The sequence below is a fragment of the Rhizobium oryzihabitans genome (genome assembly GCF_010669145.1).
Taxonomy (GTDB): Bacteria; Pseudomonadota; Alphaproteobacteria; order Rhizobiales; family Rhizobiaceae; genus Agrobacterium; species Agrobacterium oryzihabitans.
On sequence record NZ_CP048632.1, the window covers coordinates 3010261 to 3035032 of the forward strand.

Below are 24772 nucleotides of genomic sequence, written 5' to 3' on the forward strand. Positions count from 1 at the left end.
GAAGGAAAAAATGTGCCGCAGAAGAAAATGACCATCGCCACGCAAGGGCAGGGCCTCTACGAATTTACAGCCGAAGCCAGTCGTTTCGTAAGGGACACCGGTATGGATGAAGGCCTGCTCACCATCTTTGTCCGCCACACATCCTGCTCCCTGCTTATCCAGGAAAATGCCGATCCGGATGTAAGGCGCGATCTCACGATGTTTTTCTCCCGCCTCGTGCCGCCATCGGATGATGCCTCCATGCGCTGGGTGATCCATACGCTTGAGGGGCCCGACGATATGCCCGCCCATATCAAATCGGCGCTGACGACGGTTTCCATCGGCGTGCCGATCAGTGGTGGCAGGCTCACACTTGGCACCTGGCAGGGCCTTTATCTTTTCGAACACCGCGATCAACCGCATCGCCGTGAAGTCGTGCTGCATATCTCCGCCTGATTTCCCGTTAACATCCATGAACGTATGCTGAATATGCGGTTCGGTCCGCGTTCAGGCGGGCGGGTCTAGGGTCTCGTCAATCGCCGGGGACATTCCCTGCCGGCGCAGAAACAAACGGAGTGAGTTCATGTTCAGCACCTTTGCAAAAGCCGGCCTGGCTGCCCTCATCGCCCTTGGTGGAATTTCGGTCACGGCTCCCGCCGCATCAGCCGGCTCGGATGTTCAGTTCAGAGTTCAGGTTCAGGATGGATATGGCCACGGCCACCGTCCCGGCTGGGGACGCCCGGATCGCCCGCGTTTCGGTTGCTCGCCGCGGTTTGCGGAAGAAAAGGCAAGCCGCATGGGTCTTCGCCGTGCGCGCGTGGTTGACGTATCGCCGCGCCGTGTCGTGGTAGCGGGTTTCGACCGTCACGGCCGTGACCGCATCGTTTTCGCCAATGAGCGCGGCTGCCCGGTAATCCGCCGCTAAAAACGGCCGATATTGATCCGCCGAAATCCCCCGCCCTTCGGGCGGATCAAAAAAATGCCCCTCGCTCGTCCGGAAGGACGGGCGAGGGGCGTTTCTTTTTGTGCATTGCCCACGGCAGCTTTACGCCACCTTGGCGGCAAATGGCGGGCGACGGGCAATGCCGCCGCCCGCTGCGATTTATTCGCCGAGCGCGAAGGTGACGTTAACGACCACGCTGTAGCTGTTCTCGCCCGAAGCGATTGGAACGCTGTCGGCTTCCTTCGCCATTGCGGCGCGCATCATGCCCTGCGGCACCGGCATCGGGCGCTGCATGTTCTCGCTGATCTGGATGACGCGGCCAAGCTTCACGCCTGCTGCTTCCGTCAGCGTTTTCGCCTTGGCCAGCGCATCGGCCACGGCCTGCTTGCGGGCTTCGGTGACGGTTGCTTCCGGCTTGTCATTGGTGAAGCTGATATCGCCGCCCTGGTTGATTCCGAGCTTGACGGATGTATCGAGGATCGTGCCGAGCTTTTTCAGGTCGCGCACGCGCACGGTCAGGCCGTTGGAAACCTGATAGCCGGTAATCTCAGGCGCGACATAGACACCGTCCTTGGGCTCATAATGCTTGTAAAGCGGCTGCACGGAGAAATTGCTGGTCTGCAGGTCCCGATCTTCGATGGCCGCTTCTTTCAGCGCCTTCAGAACATCGGCAAGCGCCTTTGAATTTTCAGTCAGAGCCGCAGCCGCCGTTTCCGCCTGCTTGACGACGCTGAAGGACAGGATCGCCATATCCGGAGCGATGGCCGCCTGGCCTTCACCGGTAACGCTGATGGTGGCTTCGCGCGGGGTGGCGTCCTGCGCAAGCACCTGACTGGTGAGCGGTATCATTGCCGCCGCGGCCAAAGTTGTGAGTGCGAAAAGGCGGACCTGTTTTGTCTTCATGGTGTTTCCTCGTTGATTGTGTCCCTTTAGAGGGTATTGCCTTAGATTGTGTAGCTAATACGGCAGCGCCCACTCGCGATAGCATCAATGGCTTGTCGGGCTCAAAAAATTACGTTAGAGCGTGACCCACCGGATTCGAACCATTGCGAAGCCGGTATTTCGGATCACCTTGTTCCGATAAGGGCCTGTAGCTCAATGGTTAGAGCCGGCGGCTCATAACCGCTTGGTTGGGAGTTCGAGTCTCTCCGGGCCCACCAAAACCAAAATTCCTCAACAATATCAATGACTTAGCACTAAATTCGGGACTCGAACCCGTTGGTGTTTTTGTTGCTTTTTCGCCATTGCCTCGGCGCTAAAAGTGCAGCAGAATCAAGATGTTGTTGAAAATCTGCAACCGAAATTCCCCGTACTACCCCCAGAATCCCGACTGATCCCAGCGGTGTCTTTCTGGGGGTATTTTCAGGGGTGTCGAAATTCGAGTCCCACCCGATACCCCCAATTCGAGTCCCAACCTGAAAATCAGAACTTTCAAAGGGAGGAAATTTGACTGCCTACTACAACGAAATTGACCCCTACGCGGCTCAGTGGCTGCGCAATTTGATCGACGCCGGTCACATCGCACCCGGCTTTGTTGACGAGAGAAGTATTGAAGACGTAACCCCAGATGAGCTTTCCCAATATACCCAGTGCCACTTTTTCGCCGGGATCGGCGTGTGGTCTCTCGCCCTTCGAAGAGCTGGTTGGTCTGACGATACTCCCGTCTGGACAGGTTCGTGCCCTTGCCAGCCTTTCAGCGCGGCAGGCAAAGGCTCTGGGTTTGATGACGAGCGCCACCTATGGCCGTCGTTCTTCCACCTCATCGAGCAGTGTCGCCCTCCAGTCGTCTTTGGAGAGCAGGTTGCAAGTAAGGACGCAAACCCTTGGATCGACCTTGTACAAGATGACTTGGAAGCCGTGGGTTACGGAGTCGGGGCGGTCGCGTTTCCGTCTGCGAGCGTCGGTGCTCCGCACATCCGAGACAGGCTTTACTGGCTGGCCGACACCAGCAGTGATGGACACTTTGCCGCCGCGCAGCGACGAGAAGTTGGCGAGAGCAAAGTCAATAGCCGGATGCTCGAATCTCAAAGACGTTTTACCGAAACCCTCTTATGCCGAGATGGAAAGATGCGTCCGTGTGAACCCGGCTTTACCCCGTGGGTTGATGAATCTCCCTCAGTGCTGGGACGCCTGCGCGCCTACGGCAACGCCATCAACGCGGAACAAGCGAAAGTCTTCATCGAGGCGGTCATGGACGTTCGGGTGGAACGAAGATGTCATGGTTGAACTGCTCGGCCTCTCCATGGCAACAGGTAGACTGGAAGCCGTCTAGTTTCCTCGCACCGGATGGTCCACGAGCCGACCAACCTTTTTGATCGTTGCTCGCCGGAAACCGTCCTTGTCGGCTCCGTGATGGAAACGACGGTGGCACGTCGGGCAAGCTGCAACGGCATTGTCGGCGCTGTCAGGCCCACCCTCTGCCAAAGGGCGAACGTGATGAACCTCTAAGTACGGCTCGCCGTCTTCTCGTTTGAAGGGGGCAGGGCTGTCGCAGGCTTCGCACACGCCGCCAGCATTCACGGTCACCCATGCGATGACATTCGGGTCACGTATGAAGCGTCGACTGGTGGCTTCGACTCTGACCGCAATCTCTGACTTCACCGGAAGCGAGGTGAGCGTTCCGGTCTTGATCTTCTTACGTGCGGACTGGATTCGCGTTTGGAGTTCTTCGGGGTCAGCGGTGGGAATTTCGGGAGCAGCCTCGCGTTCCCAAATATCGTTGATTATCGCCACGAGCTTCGCGGTGACCCGAGGGCCGACATTCCGTCGCGGGGTATATCCAGGCAGGATCGGTAGCCCTAGGTCTGATACCACCGACGCGATATTCGCCATGCGGTATTCGTATGACCCAGCCGAACGGGCTTGAAGTGATGTCGCAAGCACTTCGTTGCGCTTGGCGGTTTTGTTGATCTTCACACCTGCCTGATCGGCAAGTTGCATTTCTCGGTAAGCTATCACGCAGGCCCGCAACTCATCGTCAGTCCAGTCCTGCGGTTTCCCAACCTCGTCTGCCATGCCCGTCCCCCAGCCGACTATCCACTCTCCTTTTAGGTGTCAGCAGACCTCGGGGCAACCGCGTCAATTTGACTCAATATCGTCCAGAAACGTCCCGGTGCGCCCCTAATCTCTGGGGGTATGACCGGGGGTATCGTGCCACTCAACGAAACATTAATTGCTTGAAATCGTTTCCAAAATTGGAAGAATTCGGAGTCCTCCGGGCCCACCATTTTCCTCATATTTGAGTGAATTAGGGCGATTCGGCACGGCAAGCCGGTGCTCTTCGGGATTTCTCTCTCGCGCATCCCACAAAAAAATCCGACCAGCCATTCAGACTGATCGGATCATCCATTTCGAATTTTCAGCTATGCGGTCAGTTGCAGACCCGCATGCTTTCGGTGTGCCAGCCGCCGTCATAGGAATTGGGAACGCGGCGGTCTTCGAACCAGCAGCGCGGGCGGGGCGGCGGTGGCGGTTCGTAGTAGCGGGGGCCGTTATTGCTGTTGGCGATTGCGCCACCGATCAGGCCACCGATGACACCTGCGGCGAGGCCGCCGGCAATCGCAGCACCGTCATTGTGGCGGCGATGTTCGCGGTAGGGCGGCGGGGGTGGGCCGCCACGGTCGTAACCACGGTCATAGCGCGGGCGATAGGGATAGTCCTGAGCCGAGGCTGTGCCGTAGGATGCGAAGACGCTGCCGGTGGCGACCAGCGCGGCAATGGTGGAAAGAATTATCTTTTTCATCGAGGGCTACTCCATAAGCCTGCCTTGGGAGATAGAGGCTCATTATGCCCGCATGATGGCATGGGCCTGCTGAACGGTCCGTGAATGTCTCATTTCTGCGGGGTTCATATTTTTCGTCCCGCTAAAATCAATATGTCTGAAACGGTACGAGCTTCCAGGCGTGAAAAAGCCCGGCGGATGGCCGGGCTTTTGGGGATGATATTGCTTGGTAGGGATCAGAATTTCACGCCGAGACCCACCTTGACGGTATGCTGGTCGAAATCGGTGTTGACGCCGAAGATGTCCTTGTCGCCATAGTCATTGTAGCGATATTCCAGCCTGCCGAACACATTGTCGGTGAAGGCATAGTCCAGACCCGCGCCGACCGTATAGCCGTTGAACGTGGTGCTGTCCTTGCCGGCGCCGGGCGTTTCGATGAAACCGCGCGTGGCTGTCCAGCCGGCGGTACCATAGAGCAGGGCACGGTCGAAAGCATAACCGACGCGGCCGCGGACGGAGCCCTGCCAGTCGGTGCCGATCTGCACGCCGGCATAGTCATTGTCGTTCCAGTTATAATCGACGTCACCCTCGATGCCGAGGACCAGATTATTGTCGAACTGGTAATTGTAACCGGCAAAGGCGCCCAGAACGCCGCCGTCGAAACTATCCGACGCAACGGGGCCGCCCGCCGAAAAATCGCCATTCGCCCAGCCCGCGCCGCCCTGGATACCAAGATAGGGACCAGACCAGGTGAAGACCGGCAGGGTTTCCTGCGCAACCGGAGGCGCCGGATTTTCGTAGACGGCATCCGCAGCCATTGCGGTGCTGGCCGACAGGGCCAAGAGTGACGTTACGATCAGCGTTTTCATTGTATTTCTCCCTGAGCTGATTGACCTTCATAGCATATATTAGGTGCATTTAATATGGGTTGGGGTTCAGCCGTTCCAAGAGGTGTCCTGTCCTCGTTTAATGCCGGCCAATCCCACCGTGATCGCGGCGCTTTTTATCGCCCCGCCATGGTGTTCTGATGCGGCGAACGTGTTGAGCGGTGTTTGGTTCCCTTTGCGGTTTCGCCGAATATCCGTCGGCGTGGTGAGTTGGTGTCACGCTTGGTTGTCTTGACAGAGGGGGGCACGACCATAGAGTTGTGCATGTCTGCCGCGATGCGGTTGCTTCGGCGCGGCAATTGCGCCGCACCCGAAACGGCATTTTGCCGGACAGACGCGCACGGGAGGACAGGATCGCATGAGGGTTAGTTTTTACCGGGGAGGGACGACGTGATCGTCGGAGCCGTTCTCAGTGCCATTCTTCTTCTTACTCTCATCGCCTTTCCGCGGCATCTCAAACCCGTCGTCATCTGCCTGCTGCTGATCTGGGCGACCACCGCCGCTTTTGTCATTTATGACTGGTGGCGCGGCAGCCAGAGGCTCGAACATGTCGTTGCAACAGCCAGTTTCGATGCGGCTTGCCCGGATGCGGCGTTGCCCATTCGCGTCAGCTTTCGCAATGACAATGATGTCGCCGTGCAGCGCCTGACTTACACGCTGGAAGGGTTCGAACCGGCCTTCCGCGCTTCCGTCGCCTTCGATCCCTATCAGGTAAGCGAAAGGCGGATCGAGGCTGGCGAAACATTTGCGGCGTGCCGCGCATTCCGGCTGCGCAATAATGAAAGGGTGGAACCGCAACGTCTGGAATGGCGCGTCACCGTCATTTCCGCCGAGTTCGACTGAGCGGGGCCACCCGGCTTCCGGCCATCACGGTATTTTGAGAATTTCCGCGCTATCGCGCACCTTTCTGATAAGCCCTGCAATGCAAAGGTTTCATGCGGCAGGCGGGTCTCCCGTCTGCCGCATCAGGGCGGTGGTGGCCGCTGCCCGACTTGTTTTCGCCCGTTTGCGATGCCATCTGCCACCCCGTCCGATGAATATCGCGGGTTGACGTTTTGCGTATTGTTCTGAAGTTTTTGAAAATCACGGCCATCGGCCTTGTCGCCCTGCCGGTTCTGGCCGGCGCGCATATGGGCATCGGTCAGCTGACCGGAAATTTTCACGAAGTCATACCCGGTGAGCTCTACCGTTCGGCTCAACCGAGCGGCAAGGACATCACGGCCTATGCCAAGGCCTATGGCATCAAGACCATCATCAATCTGCGCGATGAGAAACGCGAAGGCTGGTATGACGCTGAAAGCCAGGCGGCAAAAAACAACGGCATCCGGCTGGTGGATTATCCGCTGAGTTCCAGCGAAAAGGTCTCGGTGGAAGATTCCGAAACGCTGGCGGCCGTGCTGCGCAATGCCGAAAAACCGATCCTGATCCATTGCGAACACGGCGCGAATCGCACCGGGCTTGCGTCGGCGATCTATGTGGGTGCCGTTGCCGGAAAGAGCGAGGCCGCCGCCGAGTTTCAGCTTTCGCCCTATTACGGGCATGTGCCGATCCCCGGCATCGGCCGCTATGAAATGTACCAGTCGTGGGACGATTTCGAGGAAACCATCGGTTTTTGAGGGTTTTGCGATACGCCTGCTTACCCCGTCATCCCGGACTTGATCCGGGGTCCAGCGTGATCAAGTCTTTGATCACGTAAGGCTTTTTTTCACGGCGCAGACGCGCCGTGGCTGGATGCCGGATCAAGTCCGGCATGACGGAGGCGTCAGGCGCTTCAATAAGCCCCGCCGCTTTCCTTGATCACCTTCGTCAGACTTCCCGTTGCCGGGAAAAGCGGGATAAGGCACGCCTGAAGCGCGTGGTAGATGTCGCCCTTGCCGGGGAACAGCGTATGGGCGGGAACCAGATCTTCCGTCAGTTCCTCATGCCACCCGCCATTGTCGTGATCGATGAAGTTGTTGGCGATCGTGCTCCAGATACGGCGGTAGCTGTCTTCGTAGAATTCGTCCGCCGGCAGGTTTTCGTTGAGGAAGTGGGCTGCACCCGCCGCCTCGCACATGGGCCACCAGAGCTTTGCCGTCTTGTCCGGATTGTCGTTCCAGTCGAGCGTGTAAAAGAAGCCGCCCTTTTCCCGGTCCCAGCCGAGCGTCATGGATTGCACGAAGAGCGATTTGGCCGCCACCGGCATCCAGTCGTGGCGACGTTCACCCAGCACCCATAATTGCAGGATCAGACGCGCCCATTCCAGCCAGTGCCCGGGGGTGGAGCCGGAGGGGCGGAACATTTCGTTGCCGCGATAGTCCTTGTCGAGCGTCCAGTTTTCGTCGAAGTGCTCCGGCACGCGGAAATCCAACTCACCGGCGCGGCGGCGGATGACGAGGTCGGCGATGCGTTCGGCCTTGGTCAGATAATTGCTGTCGCCCGTCGCCTCATAGGCGGCCATCAGCGCCTCTGTCAGGTGCATGTTGGAGTTCTGGCCGCGATAATTGTCGATGGGCGACCAGTCGCGATTGAATTCCTCGGCAATTGCGCCGTGTTTTTCTTCCCAGAAACGGGTTTCGAGCACCTCGGTAATGTCGGCCAGCATCTTGTCGGCAAGGGGGTGGCCGACGGTCTTGGCGGAAGAGGCGGCCAGAAGCACGAAGGCGTGGCCGTAACCCTGCTTGGTGGAATCGAACGGGCCGCCATCATTGACCTGCCAGAAATAGCCGCCGTGCTCGCTGTCGCGATGTTTGTTCCAGAGATAGGTCATGCCATGGTCGACAATATCGCCGCAGCCGGGCCGGCCGAGCAGGTGGCCGATGGAGAAGCAGTGCACCATGCGCGCCGAGGCGTGGATGCCGCGCACGGAATCTTTTCTCTGCAACGGTGCGCCTTTGGCGTCGAGATCGAAGAAGCCGCCGGCGGCATTAACGGCGCGGTACTGGAAGAAATCGAAAAGGCCCTCGGCCTGTTTGACCAGCCATTGGCGATGCCACGGCAGGGCATTCCAGTTCCGGTTGTTATGGTCGTCCTCGGGCATTTCGTCCTCCATACGGTTTGCTGCTTCGGCTTATATCCTTGCCGTATAAACCTGTCATCTGTCAGTGAAATTTCGTAGTCTGCCGCAACGACGCAAAGCCATGCCTGCCCCTTGAAGATATATTGACATAAACATATCTTTATGTGACTTGACGGTTTGCGATCTTGCAAATCGAAATGAGGAGTGTGCCCGTGTTTGACGATCTGTTTGGTCCCGAAGGGGCAAAGCGCGACGGCGCGGAAATTTTCAAGGCGCTGCGCGACGCTGCGAGCGAACGCATCCTCATTCTCGACGGCGCCATGGGCACGCAGATCCAGGGGCTGGGATTTGACGAAGACCATTTTCGTGGCGATCGTTTTATCGGCTGTGCCTGTCACCAGAAGGGCAATAACGACCTTCTGATCCTGACCCAGCCGGACGCTATCGAGGATATCCATTACCGCTACGCCATGGCGGGTGCGGATATTCTCGAAACCAACACGTTTTCGTCCACCCGCATCGCGCAGGCCGACTACGAGATGGAAAATGCCGTCTACGACCTCAACCGCGAGGGTGCCGCGATTGTCCGCCGCGCCGCCCAGCGTGCCGAGCGCGAAGATGGTCGCCGCCGTTTCGTGGCGGGCGCGATTGGCCCGACCAACCGCACGGCCTCCATTTCGCCTGACGTCAACAACCCCGGTTATCGCGCCGTCAGCTTCGACGATCTGCGTATCGCCTATGGCGAGCAGATCGACGGCCTGATCGACGGCGGCGCGGACATCATCCTGATCGAGACGATCTTCGATACGCTGAACGCCAAGGCGGCGATCTTCGCCTGCGAGGAGCGTTTCGAGGCCAAGGGCATCCGCCTGCCGGTGATGATCTCGGGCACGATTACCGATCTTTCCGGCCGCACGCTTTCCGGCCAGACGCCGTCTGCTTTCTGGAACTCGGTGCGCCACGCCAACCCCTTCACCATCGGCCTCAACTGCGCGCTGGGTGCCGACGCCATGCGTCCGCATCTGCAGGAGCTTTCGGATGTAGCCGATACCTTCGTCTGCGCCTATCCGAATGCCGGCCTGCCGAATGAATTCGGCCAATATGACGAAACGCCGGAGATGATGGCGCGTCAGGTGCAGGGTTTTGTCCGCGATGGGCTCGTCAACATCGTCGGTGGCTGCTGCGGCTCCACGCCGGAGCATATCCGGGCGATTGCGGAGGCTGTCAAAGGCTATAAGCCGCGCGAAATTCCCGAGCACAAGCCCTTCATGTCGCTTTCGGGCCTCGAGCCTTTCGTGCTGACCAAGGACATTCCCTTCGTCAACGTGGGCGAACGTACCAACGTCACCGGCTCGGCCCGCTTCCGCAAGCTCATCACCGCCGGCGATTACACGGCGGCGCTGGCTGTTGCCCGCGATCAGGTGGAAAACGGCGCGCAGATCATCGACATCAACATGGATGAGGGCCTGATCGATTCGCAAAAGGCGATGGTGGAGTTCCTGAACCTCATCGCAGCGGAGCCGGATATTGCCCGCGTGCCTGTGATGATCGACTCATCCAAGTTCGAGATCATCGAAGCCGGTCTGAAATGCGTTCAGGGCAAGTCGATCGTCAATTCGATTTCGCTGAAGGAAGGCGAGGAGAAGTTTCTCCAGCAGGCGCGGCTCGTCCATAATTACGGCGCGGCGGTCGTGGTCATGGCCTTTGACGAGGTCGGGCAGGCGGACACCTATCAGCGCAAGGTGGAGATCTGCTCGCGCGCCTACAAGCTTTTGACCGAGAAGGCGGGCCTCTCGCCGGAAGACATCATCTTCGACCCGAACGTCTTTGCGGTGGCGACGGGTATCGAGGAGCACAATAATTACGGGGTGGACTTCATCGAAGCCACCAAGACCATCCGCGAAACCATGCCGCTGACGCATATTTCCGGCGGCGTTTCCAACCTGTCCTTCTCCTTCCGCGGCAATGAGCCGGTGCGTGAGGCGATGCATGCCGTGTTCCTCTACCATGCCATTCAGGTCGGCATGGATATGGGCATCGTTAATGCCGGGCAGCTTGCCGTTTACGACAACATCGATGCCGAACTGCGCGAGGCCTGCGAAGACGTGGTGCTGAACCGCCGTGACGACGCGACGGAGCGGCTGCTTGAGGTGGCCGAGCGTTTCCGTGGAACGGGTGAAAAACAGGCGAAGGTGCAGGATCTCTCCTGGCGCGAGTTTCCCGTTGAAAAGCGGCTGGAGCATGCACTGGTCAACGGCATTACCGAATTCATCGACGCCGATACGGAAGAGGCGCGCCAGAAGGCCGCCCGTCCTCTGCACGTTATCGAAGGGCCGCTGATGGCGGGCATGAACGTGGTTGGCGACCTGTTCGGCTCGGGCAAGATGTTCCTGCCGCAGGTGGTGAAATCCGCGCGCGTGATGAAGCAGGCCGTCGCCGTGCTGTTGCCCTACATGGAAGAGGAAAAGCGCCTGAATGGCGGGTCCGAGCGGAGTGCTGCCGGCAAGGTGCTGATGGCGACCGTGAAGGGTGACGTGCACGATATCGGCAAGAACATCGTCGGCGTCGTTCTCGCCTGCAACAATTACGAGATCATCGATCTCGGCGTGATGGTGCCGACGACGAAAATCCTTGAAACGGCGATTGCTGAAAAGGTCGATGTTATCGGTCTTTCCGGTCTCATCACGCCTTCGCTTGACGAGATGGTGCATGTGGCGGCGGAAATGGAGCGGCAGGGTTTCAACATTCCGCTGCTGATCGGCGGCGCAACGACGAGCCGTGTGCATACGGCGGTGAAAATCCATCCACGTTATGAGCAGGGGCAGGCGATCTATGTCACCGATGCCTCGCGCGCGGTGGGCGTCGTGTCAGCACTTCTCTCCGCCGAGCAGAAGCCCGCTTATATCGATGGTATTCGCAGCGAATATGCCAAGGTAGCGGAAGCCCATGCCCGCAACGAGCGCGAAAAGCAGCGCCTGCCGCTTTCCCGTGCCCGTGAGAATGCGCACAAGATCGACTGGTCGAGCTATAGCGTCGTCAAGCCGCAATTCTTCGGCACCAAGGTTTTCGAGACCTATGACCTTGAGGAGCTGTCCCGTTACATCGACTGGACGCCATTCTTCCAGACCTGGGAGCTGAAGGGCCGCTACCCGGCGATCCTCGAAGATGAGAAACAGGGCGAGGCCGCGCGGCAGCTTTACAGCGACGCGCAGGCGATGCTGAAGAAGATCATCGACGAAAAGTGGTTCCGGCCGCGTGCGGTGATCGGCTTCTGGCCTGCCAATGCGGTGGGTGACGATATCAGGCTGTTTACGGATGAGAGCCGCAAGGACGAACTGGCGACCTTCTTCACGCTTCGCCAACAGCTTTCCAAGCGCGATGGACGCCCAAATGTGGCGCTTTCCGATTTCGTGGCGCCGGTCGATAGCGGCGTTGCCGATTATGTCGGCGGTTTCGTGGTGACGGCGGGTATCGAGGAAGTGGCGATTGCCGAGCGCTTCGAGCGGGCCAATGACGATTATTCGTCCATTCTCGTCAAGGCGCTGGCCGACCGTTTCGCGGAGGCCTTTGCCGAGCGCATGCATGAGCGGGTGCGCAAGGAATTCTGGGGTTATGCACCGGACGAGGCTTTTGCCGGCGAGGAGCTGATTGGCGAGGCCTATGCCGGCATTCGTCCGGCACCCGGCTATCCCGCCCAGCCCGATCATACCGAAAAGAAGACGCTGTTCGCCCTGCTCGATGCCACCAATGCGGCGGGCGTGGAACTGACGGAGAGCTACGCCATGTGGCCGGGCTCCTCCGTCTCCGGCCTCTATATCGGCCATCCCGAGAGCTATTATTTCGGTGTCGCCAAGGTGGAGCGCGATCAGGTTCTCGATTATGCGCGGCGCAAGGACATGCCGGTGGAAGAGGTGGAGCGCTGGCTTGGGCCGGTGCTGAACTATGTGCCGACGAGCGGGGCCGAGGAAATAGACAGCGCGGCGTGATGTTCCGGCCACCGTTGTTGCAATAAAAAAGCGCGGGTCTTGCCCGCGCTTTTTTTATTTCGTCGTTGGGCTTACGACCTCAACGCCGCCAGTTCCTCGATGCCGACATGGCTTTCGATCTCGCTGCCGCGCAGATAGAGATAGAGGCCGATGCAAAAGGCGAGGACGGCGATGAACACCAGATACCATGCATGCGCCATCGGATTGACCGCGAGCGCCGTCGTCACCGCAATCGGCGTCAGCCCGCCGAAGATGGCATAGGAGACGTTGTAGGCGAAAGAGAGGCCCGAGAAGCGGACCGATGCCGGGAAGGCGCGCACCATGACATAGGGCACCGCACCCGCCATGCCGACCGACAGGCCCATGACGCCATAAAGCACGAACATGGTCTCGAGCGATTCGCCGGCATAGCTGTAGAAGGTGAAGGTGGCGATGCCGAAGAAGATGCTGGCGGCCATGAAGAAGATGCCGGAGCCGACACGATCGATCAATGCGCCGGCGATGATGACGCCGAAGATGAGGAACAGCGTGCCGAAGCTGGTGCCGGCCAGCGCCTGCGTCGGTGTGTAGCCATAGAGCTTCTGTAGGAAGGTTGCCGTCATCAGCGTGGTAACGACGATGGCCGCCGACAGAACCCAGGTGAGCAGGGCGGAAATGACGACACCGCGCATATGGTGCTTCAGGACGAGGCCGAGCGGCAGCTTGTCCGTCAGCGACTTCGATTTCTTCATCTCGGTGAAAACAGGTGTTTCTTCCAGCCACCGGCGCAGATAGACGGCGATCAGGCCGAAGATGCCGCCGAGCAGGAAGGGAATGCGCCATGCATAGGCCGCCACATCTTCTGCCGAGAAGAGGGAATTGATGGCGAAAGCGATCAGCGAGCCGAGCATGATGCCGAAGGAGAGGCCCGACGTCAGAAAACCGCAGGCGAGGCCAACGCGGCGAAAGGGCACGTGCTCTGCAACGAAGGTCCAGGCCCCCGGCACTTCGCCGCCGATGGCCGCGCCCTGGAGCATACGCAGGATGATGAGCAGGATGGGTGCCGCCACGCCGATCATGGCATAGGTCGGCATCAGCGCCATGCCCAGCGTGGAGAGCGCCATCAGCAGGATGGAGAAGGCAAAGACGCGCTTGCGGCCGTAACGGTCGCCATAATGCGCCAGCACGATGCCGCCCAGTGGCCGCACCAGATAACCGGCGGCGAAGATGCCGAAAGTCTGGATCATCACCAGCCAGTCGGGCATTTCTGGCGGGAAGAACAGATGGCCGATGACGGTGGCGAAAAACACGAAAATGATGAAATCGTAAAATTCCAGCGCGCCGCCGAGGGCCGAAAGGCCAAGAGTTCTGTAATCCTGGCTGTTCAGGGGCCGGGCTGCCGCCGGCGTAGTGGTGGGAGACATAAGCCTGCTTCTTTTTCTAATTCACATGTTGCTAATGGGAATGCGGCAAGCGCGGCGCGATTTCAAGCCTTATCGATGTTCAATCGCTGAGGTATTTCGACGGACGATCGAGGAAGCGCCGAAGGAAGGTGATGTTCTCCAGCTCGTCATAGAGGCGCTCGGTGACGCCATCCTCGTCGAAATAATAAATCGTCGCCTCGGGAATGGCCAGGAGGACCGGTGAGTGGGTGGCGATGATCAGTTGACCGCCACTATCAGCCGTGTGACGGACGATTGCCGCGAGCTCCAGCTGTTTTTGCGGCGAAAGCGGGCTTTCGGGTTCGTCGAGAAAATAGAGGCCTGCGCCATGCAGCCGCTGCTGCATGATGTCGAGAAATCCCTCGCCATGCGAACGCCGGTCTATGACGTTGTTTCTGACGATATGCATGAAAGTGTCCGGCGTTTCCTCCGGAAAATCCTCGCCTCTTTTCAGGGCTTTTTCCCGCTCCCAGCGAAAGTCGTCCAAGGTCTCTTCATTCTGCTTGCGGATGTAGCCAAGCACATCTTCCGCACGCATGAACATGCGGATTTTCGGATATTTCTTGCGGGCAAAATAGAATGCCTTCGCGACCGTTTCCGCGTGCTGGAGGTAGAGGTCGCCGGCAACCTGGCCATGATTGCCGATGGCATAGGCCGTCATTCCCGCTGCCAGCCCTTCCAGCAGCGTCGATTTGCCGGAGCCGTTATTGCCGGCAAAAAAGGTGATCGGTGTTTTGAATTCGAGGCGTTCCAGCTTGCGCAGCGCCGGAACGGAAAAGGGATACTCGTCCCTTCGGTCCGGCGCTTCCTTCATGGTGACGCTGTCGAGAAACAGCATGTCGCGTTCCTTGCTTCGTCGTTGATTTGAGACGAGGGTTTCGAGCAAAAACCGCTTACGCTTTTCCAATCCCAGTGTGAAGAGTGGCACCTTGGCGGAGTGGCCATGTTTGAGCCTGGTGCGGCTGCCTGTGTTTGGAGTGCGACGCGGCGCTGTACCAATGCACAACGAAAATCGCCATTCTTATGTATAAATCAGTAATATTAATTTTGAATATTATAATATAATTATTCATATGTATTTGTTGCGTCGATTTTTATTTCTATAAGCTTCATTTATTACTTAAAATATTTACAAATATATTTGTTATATAAACTTTGCATTAATATAGACATGGCAATTGTTATTCATTATCGTTATTGTTTTGAGTTGTGGATGAATTACATTGCATTGTTTTTTGCCGTTGCTCTATTTTCTTCAATGGCATCCACGCATGCGCAGGCTCGAAAAGCCAGACTATTTGCCATTCCCGGATTTGGTAGCGGTGAAACGATCGATCTCGTCTATGATCTACCGGACACTCCGATGTTCCTTCGAGATGGAAAAGCGTTTGATCTCGGCTATCTGAACAGCAGCAATGGCAACGCTTATGTTCTTTATAACGGTGACCGCTACACGAAGCTCAGCGACGCGGACATTGCGAAGCTGAAGGCGACGCTGGGTTTCGACCCGACGACCAAACACCGCATGGAACGGGTGGAACGCGATGCCGAAAATACTCGCTGGGGCTTCGTGATTTTGATATTGGTGTGGATTGGCGGTCTTTTCGCGCTTCTCCGTCTGGCCCTGCTTATCTACCGATGGTTGTGCGATCATTGACGAGCCCCGCGATTACTGGAAATGGCTCAACGGAGGCGGTTGATACGCCGCTTGAGATCCGCAAGAAGCAACTGGTCAATCGTCACTGGAGCGATACCCAGACCAATCACGACGGGCGCACCTCGGCGGCTTCCGCATCTTCTCACGCAGGCACTGTGGTCAAGACTTTTGGACGCAGGAGCGGGTGACCTGCGCCGAGACTCCAGAATCCGAAATCGCCGCGAATATCTGACGGTTACTCGAACCGATCAATGATGCTGATGCCACTTTCCTGGAAACTGTCCATAGCGGGCAGGGCGGCGGCGGCTTCTGTCAGCGAGATGTGGCGGCCGATCAGTTTTTCGGGCGCAAGCTTACCGCTTTCGATCATCGCCAGCATATCTTCGTAGCGCCATGCCTGCATGCCGTGGCTGCCGTAAATCTCCAGTTCGTGGGCAATCACCCTAGCCATGGGAATGGCGGGCATGGCGTGATCGGCCAGCATCAGCCCTACCTGCACATGGCGGCCGCGCCGGCGCAGATTGCTGATGGAGTTGCAGCAGGTCTGCGGGTGACCGAGCGCATCAATCGAGACATGCGCGCCGCCACCCGTCACGTCGCGTACCGCCTCGGCAACATCGGCAACGGAGCGGCTGTTGATGGTGGCGGTCGCGCCGAGCTGGCGTGCAAGTTCGAGCTTGTCTTCGGCAATGTCGATGGCGACGACCTGCGCGCCGAGACCTGCGCCGATCATGATGGCGGAGAGACCCACACCGCCGCAGCCGTGCACCGCCAGCCATTCGCCGCCCTTCAGGCGGCCCTGGTCAGTGACGGCCCGAAAGGAGGTGGCGAAACGGCAGCCGAGACCGGCGGCGGTGGCGTAACTCATCGTATCAGGCAGATGCACGAGATTCTGATCGGCATAATCGATCGCGACATATTCGGCGAAGGAACCCCAATGGGTGAAGCCGGGCTGGAACTGCGTTTCGCAGACCTGCTGGTTGCCGGAGCGGCATTCATGGCAATGGCCGCAGCCGGAAACGAAGGGCACGGTAACGCGGTCGCCGGTCTTGAAGCGGGTGACGTTTTTGCCGACAGTGGCGATGACGCCGGCAAATTCATGGCCGGGGACATGCGGAAGGCGAATATCCGTGTCATGCCCCATCCAGCCGTGCCAGTCGCTCCGGCAGAGGCCGGTTGCCTTTACTTCGATGACCACGCCGCCATCGGTCGGTTCCGGATCGGGCAGGGATGCGACAATTGGGGTCTCGCCGAACAGTTCGTAAAAAAGCGCGCGCATCATGGCCTCACATAGTTGGTATGCAGGTTCGAAGTCATACCTGCTCTACCATGTCCCGCAAATGGGCGGAGCGGTTTTGCGTCTGGAAAAGCGCTTTAGTCCTTGATCACCATAAGATCGCCCGCTGCGAATTTGAGCGTTACCTGTTCGCCAAGGGCGGGTGGTGCTGTGCCGGGATCATTGAACATGTCGAAAGACAGGGTCGAACCACCGAGATCAAGACGGGTGCGGATGACGGAGCCGAGGAACTGGCTTGAGGTGACGACGCCCGAAATAGCGACATCGCCCTTCGCATCGGCTCCGAGCGCGCCTGCTTCCGGGCGAAGCGCGAGGGTGATTTTTTCACCGTTTGCCGCATCGACAGGTTTGTGGAGGGTGATCTGCTGCTCTCCGACACGGATGGCGTTGGTCGAGGAATCGATGACTGTGGCGTCGATCAGGTTCAGCGTGCCGACGAAGGAAGCGACAAAGCGGGTTGCGGGTTTGTTGTAGATTTCAAAGGGCGAACCGATCTGGTCGGCGCGGCCGGAATTCATGACGACGATGCGGTCGGAGATCGACAGGGCTTCTTCCTGATCGTGGGTCACGAAAATGGTGGTGATGCCGAGCTTCTGCTGGATCTGACGGATTTCCTCGCGCAGCGACACGCGGATCTTGGCGTCGAGCGCGGAGAGCGGCTCATCCAGCAGAAGCACTTCCGGCTTCGGTGCCAGGGCACGGGCGAGTGCCACGCGCTGCTGCTGGCCACCCGACATCTGATAGGGGTAGCGGTCCGCGAGATGCTCCAGATGGATAAGCTGGAGCATTTCCTTCACGCGCGCATCGATCTCGGCTTTCGGCTTGCCGGCGACTTTGAGCCCGAAGGCGACATTCTCGTAGACATTCATGTTGGGGAACAGCGCATAGGCCTGAAACACCATGCCGATATTGCGCTGGTTTGGTCTGAGCGTCGTCTGGTCCTTGCCATTGATGACGATCGATCCGCCAGTCGGGATTTCAAAACCGGCGATCATGCGCAGCACGGTGGTCTTGCCGCAGCCCGACGGGCCGAGAAAGGAGACGAACTCGCCCTTTTCGATGGCCATGTCGAAATCATGCACGACCTGCACGGAACCGAAGGATTTCTTGATGTTGCTAAGTGTCAAAAAGCTCATGAAAATCTTGTCCTCAGGCCTTGGGAGGCGCGCCCTTCTGGTAGCGTGAAACGAGTTGGATCAGACCGAGGCAACCCCAGGTGATGCCGAAGGAAATCACGGCAAGTGCCGCCGGTTCATAGGCGCGGTTGGCGCCGAGCAGCTGCATATAGGGGCCGAAGGCCGGGCGGTTCAAAAGGGCTGCCATGGTGAATTCACCGATGACGATGGCGAAGGTCAGAAATGCGCCTGACAGCACCGCGACCAGAACATTGGGCAGGATGATGCGCGACAGGATGGTCGTCCAGCCGGCACCCAGGCTTTGCGCAGCCTCCGTCAACGTCGCGACATCAATGGTTCTGAGACCGGTATCCACGGCGCGGTACATATAGGGCAAGGCGAGCGTGGCATAACCGAACATCAGAAGCAGGTTGGTGCCGAAGGTCGTGCCGGTCAGCGGCAGCCAGCTGGAGGTGTTGTAAAGCCTGATGTAACCGAAGACGATGACGATGGCCGGGATGACCAGCGGCAGGAGCGTGATGAACTCGATATAGGGGCGCAGGTGCGGCAGTTTCAGGCGTACCCAATAGGCGGTGGGCACGACCAGCAGAACCCCGAAAACGATGGTGAACAGCGCCATCACCACCGAATAGCTGAAGGTTTCCTGAAAACGCGGGTCGGTGAGCACCTTGCCATAGGCGTCGAAGGAATATTCTCCGCGCCGCATCTTCAGGGAGAAGTTGGTCATGCCGATCAGCGGCAGAGCGAAATAAAGAAGGCCGAAGACCAGCGCGCCCCAGGCGAAGAAACGCTTCATTTCAGCCACCTTTCGCTGCGGGCTCGCAGCCAGATATAAAGCGCATTGGCAATGCCGGTGACGACGATCATGCCGAAGGCGAGCGCGTAACCGAGATGCGGATTGCCGAGAACGTCACCACGGATCTGCGCGAAGAGCAGGATCGGCACGATGTTGAGCGAGGAGCCGGTGAGCGCGATTGCGGTGGCCACCGCGCCGAAGGCATTGGCAAACAGCAGCGACATGGTGCCGAGCAGCGACGGCAGCAGGATGGGGAAGGCCACCATGCGCCAATATTGCAGGCCGGTCGCGCCAAGGATTTCCGCAGCCTCGCGCCATTCGCGCTTCAGCCCGTCCAGCGCCGGCGTGATGATGAGGATCATCAGCGGTATCTGGAAGAACAGATAGGTGACGGTCAGGCCCCAGAAGGACAGGATGTTGAAGCCGAGCAGCCGGAGATCGATGCCGATCTGCGTCTTCAGAAACACTGTGAGCAGGCCGACCGGGCCGAGCGTCGCGATAAAGGCGAAGGCAAGCGGCACGCCGGCGAATTGCGAGGCGACGCCCGAAAAGGTCAGAAGCGGTCCGCGAATGCGCTGCGGCAGGCCACCAAGCACCACGGCAGCGGCGACGGCAAAGCCGATCAGGCAGCCGAGAGCCGCCGAGGCGAGGCTGATCTTGATCGAAATCCAGTAGGCCGCGAGAATGGAAGAGGTGAAAAGTCCGGCAATGTTTTCCAGCGTGAAGCTGCCATCGGTACGCTGAAATGCGCCGATGACGATCTTCATCGTCGGCATGATCAGAAACAGCAGAACAAAAACGGCAAAAGGTACGACGCCAATCCAGTGCAGCGGCAGTTTCCTGCCCGCGTCGGATGGTCCGCCGGTGTTGGTTGATGGCATCCTTGTCCCCAAACGCCGTTTTCAAACGGTCTGTATATAAAGGTCTACATCATAAAAGAAGCACCCCGGCTTTTGACCGGCCGGGGTGCGTTTTCAACAGTTTACTTCACGTTTGCGCCGACGACGCTGTCCCAGCCGCCGGTAACGGCAGCCTTGTTGGCATCGACTTCCTCGAGCGTCGGGAAGATCGCCTTTTCATAGGCTGCTGCCGGCGGCAGGCTGTCGATCAGTTCCTGCGGAACCTTGCCGGCCTTGACCATGGCGTTGAAGCGGATCGGGTGGCAATAGCCCTTCAGCCAGCCAAGCTGACCGTCGTCGGAGTAGAGGTGTTCCATCCAGAGCTTGGCAGCGTTCGGATGCGGGGCGTAAGCGGAGATGCCCTGAACATAAACGCCGGCCAGAACGCCCTTTTCAGGAACGACAACTTCTGTCGGCGGGTTGTCGTTCAGCGTCTTCTTCCAGGACAGCGCGTTATAGTCCCAGGCAACGATGATCGGCGTCGCGCCCTGCGCCAGCGTGCCGGCCTTGCCGATGACCGGCAGGAAGTTGCCAGCCTTGTTGAGATCGGCAAAATATTTCAGGCCAGCTTCACCGGCTTCCTTGCCGGACTTCGCGCCCGTGGCAAGACCGGCGGCGAGAACGCCGAGGATAGCCTGGTTGGAAGCGCGCGGGTCACCGGCGAGCGCTACCTGACCGGAATATTCCGGCTTCAGCAGGTCGGCCCAGTCCTTCGGTGTGTTCTTGACGAGGTCCTTGTTCACGAACATCGACATGACGCCGTAATAGTCGCCGTACCAGTAACCGTCGGCATCCTTGACGTTGTCAGGAATTTCCGACCAGGTGGAGACCTTGTAAGGCTGCAGCAGGCCTTCGGCCTTCATCTGCGGGCCGAAGGCAAGACCGACGTCGATCACGTCAGGGGCCTGCGGGCCCTTGTTGTCCTTGTTGGCCTTCACCGCTTCCACTTCGTCGGCGGAGCCGGCGTCGGGGTTCAGTTCGTTGACGGTGATTTCCGGATATTTCGCCTTGAAGGAGGCGATCACGTCACCGTAACCGCACCAGTCGTGCGGCAGCGCGATGGTTGTCAGCATGCCTTCCTTCTTGGCGGCAGCGATCAGTTCGGCGCTCGGCTCAGCAGCAGCGATCGCGGTGGAGGCGATGACCAGTGCGGTGGTGGTAGCAAGCAGTCGGCGGCAGTGAGAGATCACTTTTTTCTCCTCTTCGTGTTCTCATATTGCGGACGCTGATACGGATTGTAGATGAAGCTAATGTGACGGTTGGATTGCAATTTATTTATCCGGATTCCGTCACTTTACGCCCATTTTCCGCCATCGTCAGGCTTTATGCCTGCAATTGCGGGAGAATCCCCTCATCATCCTATCGGCAGATATGTTCCCCAGCTTGGTCATTTATCCTGTTTTATCGTGCTGGTAGCGATTACAGGTATCCAATCAGCGAGTGGCATCCGCGTCAAGCAAGATGCCGGCTATATAGTTTTCAAGTCCGGTCCGGTCTGCGGAACAGGCGTGTCTGCTCAAACAGACCCTCTAGCGCATTCATGCGCTCTTTCGTTTCATCCCATGTGCCGCTCTGCACCGCTTCGATCAGGGCTTCGACGACAAACAATGTCACGACCGAGGAATCCCATGCCGAGGGCGCTTCGATCTTCACACGGAATGTGTGGAGCGCGTGACGCGCGACGGGCGACGTCCATTGATCGGTGAAGAGGATGATCTGCACGCCGTTTGCTTTCGCCACTTCGGCGAGCGTCGTCATGTCGTGTTCGTAGCGGCGGATGTCGAAGATGACCAGCACGTCGCCAGCGCTCATATTCAGCATATATTGCGGCCAGGCGCTGGAATTCGACGACATCAACGTCGTTTTCGGGCGGATCACCTGCATATGGGTGAAGAAATATTCGGCGAGCGCGCCGGTGATGCGCCCGCCGACGAAATAAATGCTGCGCTTGCGGTCGGAAAGCAGTGCCGCGGCATTGTCGAAGACGGCGGTGTCGAGATCACCAAGCGTATCGCGCAGATTGCCGGTGATGGCGTCGGCAAAGCGGTTGAGAATATGCAGGCCCGGGGCATTGGTGGCCCAGCGGTCATGTTTCGCAATCGGGCCCGATATCGTTGCTTCCAGTTCCTGGTGCAGATGCGCCTGAAACTCCGGGTAACCCTTGTAGCCGAGCTTCTGCACCATGCGCGCCACTGTCGGCGTCGAGACGCCGGCATTTTCCGCGATGGTGGTAATGCTGCCAAGGCCGGAGACGGGGTAGTTGCCGAGCAGGCTCTCCGCCAGCCGTTTTTCCGAACGGGTCAGCGCGTCGTAATGGGCATGGATGACATCCGACACGGTCGCCGTCGTGCTGCGCAAATCTTTCCCCTTCCGGTCTTTTTGCCGGTGTAACCGCTAAAATAAACATCTGCGCCAGCTATCGAGTCAATGGCAAAATGAAGAGAAAATTTCAAAATTCCATTTGACACTCGCAATAATGTGAAGAATTCTTTTCGTCATTGGTGGAGCGACGGGGTTCCGGGTGGGGTTCGTGCATGACGGTGCGTTCACGGTTTTTCACAGAAGCGGAAGGGCAGGCCGTTGGCGTCGAGAACGCCGCAGCGAAGGGCGACGTCCTTCTTGTCTGCGAGCACGCATCCGCCACCATTCCGGAAAAAATCGGCACGCTCGGTCTTTCGCAGGAGGTTCTTTCCAGCCATGCGGCTTGGGATCCGGGGGCTCTGGCCGTTGCGAGGCTGCTGTCGCAAAGCCTTGATGCAACACTCGTGCATCAAAGGTTTTCGCGGCTTGTCTATGATTGCAACCGTCCGCCCGAATCACCTTCCGCCATGCCGGTGAAAAGCGAAATCTATGACATTCCCGGTAATTTCGATCTGAGCGAAGCGGAGCGTTTCGCCCGTACCTCCGCGCTTTACGTGCCGTTTCACGACCGTGTGAGCGAGATCATCGCCGAGCGGCAGGCGGCCGGCCGCCGAGTGGTGGTGGTGACCATTCATAGTTTTACGCCGGTCTATCACGGTAAATTCCGCGAGGTGCAAATCGGCATCCTGCACGATACCGACAGCCGTCTGGCCGATGCGATGCTTTCGGATGCTGAAGGCTCCGCGCTCACGGTCCGGCGCAATGATCCCTATGGTCCGGAAGACGGGGTGACGCATACGCTGCGGTTGCACGCGCTGTCGGACGGACTTTTGAATGTGATGATCGAGATCCGCAACGATCTGGTCGCCAATGAGCAGGACCAGTCGGCCATTGCCGGCTTCCTAAACGAACTTATGGGGAAGGCGCTCTCATCAATCGATGAGTGAGGGAGCAAGGGCCGGCCGACGGTGAAAACACCGCGGCCGGCCGTCAAAACGAGACTGCCGCCATCGAATAAAAGCCGGCCATGAAGCCGAAAAGACATGCAGCGGCAAGGGAACAGCAAGTGCGTGCGGCACAGGGCGGGAAACCTCGCGAAGGTGCTGAAAACTGGGGCACAATCGGCCAATAATGGCTGACTGGCTTGTTTTTTTCTTATTCAGGAGAGAAGGGCATGGACAGTTCATCATCAGGCGTCAGCTACAAGAAGGCTGATGCATCCTATTTCGAAAAACGCGGACTTTCCCGTTATGCGGGCGTGTGGTCGCTCTGGTCGCTCGGCGTCGGCGCGGTTATTTCCGGGCATTTTTCCGGATGGAATTTCGGCTTTTCCACTGGCGGCTGGGGCGGCATGCTGGTGGCGGGCATCATCATCGCCATCATGTATCTCGGGCTGACATTTTCGATTGCGGAAATGAGCCCGGCATTGCCGCACACCGGTGCGGCCTATTCCTTCGCCCGCACGGCCATGGGCCCATGGGGCGGCTTCATCACCGGGCTTTGCGAGAATGTGGAATATGTGCTGACGCCGGCGGTCGTCGTCACCTTCATCACGGCCTATGTGAACTCCATTCTTGGGCTCGATCCGGCCTATTCACCTTTCGTGTGGATAGTCTTTTATGCAATTTTCCTTGCGCTCAACGTCTTCGGGCTTGAGCTTTCCTTTAAGGTCACGCTGGTCATCACGCTGATCTCGCTCACCGTTCTGGTGTTCTTCTGGATCAGCGCCATTCCGAATATCGATTTTTCGCGTTTTGCGCTCAATATCGGTGTCGGCCCTGACGGCAAGGCGGTGGAGCTGCCGGAAGGTGGCGGTTCCTTCTTCCCCTTCGGTTTTTCGGGCGTTCTCGCCACGCTGCCCTTTGCAGTCTGGCTGTTCCTTGCCATCGAGCAGCTGCCGCTGGCGGCTGAAGAATCGGTCGATCCGAAACGCGACATGCCGAAGGGCATCATTCTCGGCATGGTGACGCTGATGGTTTCGGCCTTCATGATCGTATTGCTCAACCCGTCCCTGCCGGGCGTCGGCGCCTTCCATCTCAGCTCCTCGCTCGAGCCGCTGCTTGATGGCTTCAAGGCGATCTATGGCGATGGCGGCGTGGTGGTGCTCGGTCTCGTTGCCTTGACCGGCCTGATCGCCAGCTTCCACACGATCCTTTATGCACAGGGCCGGCAGATCTATTCGCTGTCGCGTGCGGGTTACTTCCCGACCTTGCTGTCGATCACCCACTCCAAATACCGCACGCCTTACGTTGCCAATATCACCGGCGCGATTGTCGGCCTTGCGGTCATGCTGGTCATCTGGTTCTCGCTGGGTGCGGAAGAGGGCGGCAGCATCATCGGCAGCGTGCTTTTGAACATGGCCGTGTTCGGCGCCATGTTCTCCTACATCATGCAGGCGATTTCCTTCATTCTGCTCCGGAAGAACCTGCCGCATATCGAGCGGCCGTTCCGCTCGCCCTTCGGCATTCCGGGCGCGGTGCTGACGGTCATCATCGCCATCGTCACGCTGCTTTACCAGATACAGGATCCGAACTTCACCAAGGGCGTGCTCTGGGTCGCCGTATGGTTCGCCGTGGCGATCGCCTATTTCGCCTTTGTCGGACGCCACCGCCTCATCCTGTCGCCGGAAGAGGAATTCGCGCTGGAGCACAAGCAGGCTGCGGTTGCCGCAGCCGCTGCAAAGGCCTGATG

22 protein-coding genes and 1 tRNA gene are annotated in these 24772 nt (G+C 58.6%); 10 read left to right on the plus strand and 13 right to left on the minus strand.

The genetic code is table 11. The annotated features are described in order from the left end of the window. Positions 1-12: 12 nt before the first annotated feature. Together G3A56_RS15125 and G3A56_RS15130 are read left to right on the plus strand one after the other, a co-directional pair. On the plus strand, positions 13-435 hold the full coding sequence (locus G3A56_RS15125; protein ID WP_082182682.1) for a secondary thiamine-phosphate synthase enzyme YjbQ: 423 nt from the start codon (positions 13-15) through the stop codon (positions 433-435). Between the two features lie 127 nt (positions 436-562). Then, the gene (locus G3A56_RS15130) at positions 563-904 is read left to right on the plus strand and encodes a hypothetical protein (protein ID WP_003494768.1); all 342 of its coding nucleotides are present in this window, start codon (positions 563-565) and stop codon (positions 902-904) included. A gap of 177 nt (positions 905-1081) precedes the next feature. Here G3A56_RS15130 and G3A56_RS15135 read toward each other — a convergent pair whose 3' ends face one another. Continuing rightward, positions 1082-1825 carry an SIMPL domain-containing protein gene (locus tag G3A56_RS15135; RefSeq protein WP_082182681.1) on the minus strand — a complete coding sequence of 248 codons (744 nt, stop codon included), beginning with the start codon at positions 1823-1825 and terminating at the stop codon, positions 1082-1084. Positions 1826-2006: 181 nt separating this feature from the next. Here G3A56_RS15135 and G3A56_RS15140 point away from each other — a divergent pair. Both G3A56_RS15140 and G3A56_RS15145 read left to right on the plus strand, forming a co-directional pair. Then, positions 2007-2082 (plus strand) — tRNA-Ile (locus G3A56_RS15140). 286 nt (positions 2083-2368) lie between these two features. Further along, positions 2369-3148 (plus strand): DNA cytosine methyltransferase, encoded by a 780-nt coding sequence (locus G3A56_RS15145; RefSeq protein ID WP_082182680.1) that lies wholly within the window; start codon positions 2369-2371, stop codon positions 3146-3148. A 42-nt stretch (positions 3149-3190) separates the two neighbouring features. Here G3A56_RS15145 and G3A56_RS15150 read toward each other — a convergent pair whose 3' ends face one another. The 3 genes from G3A56_RS15150 to G3A56_RS15160 all read right to left on the minus strand — a co-directional run bounded on the left by G3A56_RS15150 (position 3191) and on the right by G3A56_RS15160 (position 5512). After that, positions 3191-3937, minus strand: coding sequence for an HNH endonuclease (locus G3A56_RS15150; protein WP_082182679.1), 747 nt, complete (start codon positions 3935-3937; stop codon positions 3191-3193). 355 nt (positions 3938-4292) lie between these two features. After that, a complete protein-coding gene (locus G3A56_RS15155; protein WP_003494773.1) occupies positions 4293-4664 on the minus strand; it encodes a hypothetical protein in 372 nt (123 codons plus the stop codon). Between the two features lie 215 nt (positions 4665-4879). Next, the gene (locus G3A56_RS15160) at positions 4880-5512 is read right to left on the minus strand and encodes an outer membrane protein (RefSeq protein ID WP_082182678.1); all 633 of its coding nucleotides are present in this window, start codon (positions 5510-5512) and stop codon (positions 4880-4882) included. A 408-nt stretch (positions 5513-5920) separates the two neighbouring features. Here G3A56_RS15160 and G3A56_RS15165 point away from each other — a divergent pair, with 408 nt between their 5' ends. Both G3A56_RS15165 and G3A56_RS15170 read left to right on the plus strand, forming a co-directional pair. Then, the gene (locus tag G3A56_RS15165; protein ID WP_003494776.1) at positions 5921-6373 is read left to right on the plus strand and encodes a hypothetical protein; all 453 of its coding nucleotides are present in this window, start codon (positions 5921-5923) and stop codon (positions 6371-6373) included. A gap of 212 nt (positions 6374-6585) precedes the next feature. Then, positions 6586-7146 (plus strand): dual specificity protein phosphatase family protein, encoded by a 561-nt coding sequence (locus tag G3A56_RS15170; protein ID WP_003494778.1) that lies wholly within the window; start codon positions 6586-6588, stop codon positions 7144-7146. A gap of 155 nt (positions 7147-7301) precedes the next feature. Here G3A56_RS15170 and G3A56_RS15175 read toward each other — a convergent pair whose 3' ends face one another. Then, a complete protein-coding gene (locus G3A56_RS15175; protein ID WP_164056488.1) occupies positions 7302-8561 on the minus strand; it encodes an AGE family epimerase/isomerase in 1260 nt (419 codons plus the stop codon). A 179-nt stretch (positions 8562-8740) separates the two neighbouring features. Between G3A56_RS15175 and metH the strand changes: the two genes are divergently transcribed. Then, on the plus strand, positions 8741-12514 hold the full coding sequence (gene metH, locus G3A56_RS15180) for a methionine synthase (protein WP_082182677.1): 3774 nt from the start codon (positions 8741-8743) through the stop codon (positions 12512-12514). A 71-nt stretch (positions 12515-12585) separates the two neighbouring features. Here the strand turns inward: metH and G3A56_RS15185 are convergent, their stop codons facing one another. Next, complete coding sequence (locus G3A56_RS15185; RefSeq protein WP_082182676.1) at positions 12586-13917, minus strand: MFS transporter; 1332 nt, start codon at positions 13915-13917, stop codon at positions 12586-12588. A 79-nt stretch (positions 13918-13996) separates the two neighbouring features. Continuing rightward, positions 13997-14773 (minus strand): AAA family ATPase, encoded by a 777-nt coding sequence (locus G3A56_RS15190; RefSeq protein ID WP_082184477.1) that lies wholly within the window; start codon positions 14771-14773, stop codon positions 13997-13999. 333 nt (positions 14774-15106) lie between these two features. Here G3A56_RS15190 and G3A56_RS15195 point away from each other — a divergent pair, with 333 nt between their 5' ends. Continuing rightward, a complete protein-coding gene (locus tag G3A56_RS15195) occupies positions 15107-15592 on the plus strand; it encodes a hypothetical protein (RefSeq protein WP_246231013.1) in 486 nt (161 codons plus the stop codon). 235 nt (positions 15593-15827) lie between these two features. On the opposite strand, the gene G3A56_RS15200 is transcribed toward G3A56_RS15195, so the two are convergent. The 6 genes from G3A56_RS15200 to G3A56_RS15225 all read right to left on the minus strand — a co-directional run bounded on the left by G3A56_RS15200 (position 15828) and on the right by G3A56_RS15225 (position 22078). Beyond that, entirely contained in the window at positions 15828-16871 is a 1044-nt protein-coding gene (locus G3A56_RS15200) for a zinc-dependent alcohol dehydrogenase family protein (protein WP_082184476.1), read from the minus strand. A gap of 95 nt (positions 16872-16966) precedes the next feature. Then, the gene (locus G3A56_RS15205) at positions 16967-18025 is read right to left on the minus strand and encodes an ABC transporter ATP-binding protein (RefSeq protein WP_082182675.1); all 1059 of its coding nucleotides are present in this window, start codon (positions 18023-18025) and stop codon (positions 16967-16969) included. A 13-nt stretch (positions 18026-18038) separates the two neighbouring features. Further along, positions 18039-18821, minus strand: a complete 783-nt coding sequence (locus G3A56_RS15210) for an ABC transporter permease (protein ID WP_003494794.1) — start codon at positions 18819-18821, stop codon at positions 18039-18041. Beyond that, positions 18818-19702, minus strand: a complete 885-nt coding sequence (locus G3A56_RS15215; RefSeq protein WP_003494796.1) for an ABC transporter permease — start codon at positions 19700-19702, stop codon at positions 18818-18820. The genes G3A56_RS15210 and G3A56_RS15215 overlap by 4 nt, the downstream gene beginning before the upstream one ends. 101 nt (positions 19703-19803) lie before the next feature. After that, positions 19804-20910 carry an ABC transporter substrate-binding protein gene (locus tag G3A56_RS15220; RefSeq protein ID WP_082182674.1) on the minus strand — a complete coding sequence of 369 codons (1107 nt, stop codon included), beginning with the start codon at positions 20908-20910 and terminating at the stop codon, positions 19804-19806. A 289-nt stretch (positions 20911-21199) separates the two neighbouring features. After that, positions 21200-22078, minus strand: coding sequence for a MurR/RpiR family transcriptional regulator (locus tag G3A56_RS15225; RefSeq protein ID WP_082182673.1), 879 nt, complete (start codon positions 22076-22078; stop codon positions 21200-21202). A gap of 176 nt (positions 22079-22254) precedes the next feature. On the opposite strand from G3A56_RS15225, the gene G3A56_RS15230 reads away from it, so the two are divergent. Together G3A56_RS15230 and G3A56_RS15235 are read left to right on the plus strand one after the other, a co-directional pair. Then, the gene (locus G3A56_RS15230; protein WP_082182672.1) at positions 22255-23028 is read left to right on the plus strand and encodes an N-formylglutamate amidohydrolase; all 774 of its coding nucleotides are present in this window, start codon (positions 22255-22257) and stop codon (positions 23026-23028) included. A gap of 227 nt (positions 23029-23255) precedes the next feature. Continuing rightward, positions 23256-24770 carry an amino acid permease gene (locus G3A56_RS15235; RefSeq protein ID WP_082182671.1) on the plus strand — a complete coding sequence of 505 codons (1515 nt, stop codon included), beginning with the start codon at positions 23256-23258 and terminating at the stop codon, positions 24768-24770. Positions 24771-24772 lie beyond the last annotated feature (2 nt).

What these genes read in the sequence shown, in the direction of transcription:
- G3A56_RS15130 (WP_003494768.1), top strand. Translation starts at nt 563, where the DNA reads ATGTTCAGCACCTTTGCAAAAGCCGGCCTGGCTGCCCTCATCGCCCTT.
- G3A56_RS15135 (WP_082182681.1), bottom strand. Translation starts at nt 1,825, where the DNA reads ATGAAGACAAAACAGGTCCGCCTTTTCGCACTCACAACTTTGGCCGCG.
- G3A56_RS15150 (WP_082182679.1), bottom strand. Translation starts at nt 3,937, where the DNA reads ATGGCAGACGAGGTTGGGAAACCGCAGGACTGGACTGACGATGAGTTG.
- G3A56_RS15155 (WP_003494773.1), bottom strand. Translation starts at nt 4,664, where the DNA reads ATGAAAAAGATAATTCTTTCCACCATTGCCGCGCTGGTCGCCACCGGC.
- G3A56_RS15160 (WP_082182678.1), bottom strand. Translation starts at nt 5,512, where the DNA reads ATGAAAACGCTGATCGTAACGTCACTCTTGGCCCTGTCGGCCAGCACC.
- G3A56_RS15175 (WP_164056488.1), bottom strand. Translation starts at nt 8,561, where the DNA reads ATGGAGGACGAAATGCCCGAGGACGACCATAACAACCGGAACTGGAAT.
- G3A56_RS15185 (WP_082182676.1), bottom strand. Translation starts at nt 13,917, where the DNA reads ATGTCTCCCACCACTACGCCGGCGGCAGCCCGGCCCCTGAACAGCCAG.
- G3A56_RS15190 (WP_082184477.1), bottom strand. Translation starts at nt 14,773, where the DNA reads ATGCTGTTTCTCGACAGCGTCACCATGAAGGAAGCGCCGGACCGAAGG.
- G3A56_RS15195 (WP_246231013.1), top strand. Translation starts at nt 15,107, where the DNA reads ATGGCAATTGTTATTCATTATCGTTATTGTTTTGAGTTGTGGATGAAT.
- G3A56_RS15200 (WP_082184476.1), bottom strand. Translation starts at nt 16,871, where the DNA reads ATGCGCGCGCTTTTTTACGAACTGTTCGGCGAGACCCCAATTGTCGCA.
- G3A56_RS15205 (WP_082182675.1), bottom strand. Translation starts at nt 18,025, where the DNA reads ATGAGCTTTTTGACACTTAGCAACATCAAGAAATCCTTCGGTTCCGTG.
- G3A56_RS15210 (WP_003494794.1), bottom strand. Translation starts at nt 18,821, where the DNA reads ATGAAGCGTTTCTTCGCCTGGGGCGCGCTGGTCTTCGGCCTTCTTTAT.
- G3A56_RS15215 (WP_003494796.1), bottom strand. Translation starts at nt 19,702, where the DNA reads ATGCCATCAACCAACACCGGCGGACCATCCGACGCGGGCAGGAAACTG.
- G3A56_RS15230 (WP_082182672.1), top strand. Translation starts at nt 22,255, where the DNA reads ATGACGGTGCGTTCACGGTTTTTCACAGAAGCGGAAGGGCAGGCCGTT.
- G3A56_RS15235 (WP_082182671.1), top strand. Translation starts at nt 23,256, where the DNA reads ATGGACAGTTCATCATCAGGCGTCAGCTACAAGAAGGCTGATGCATCC.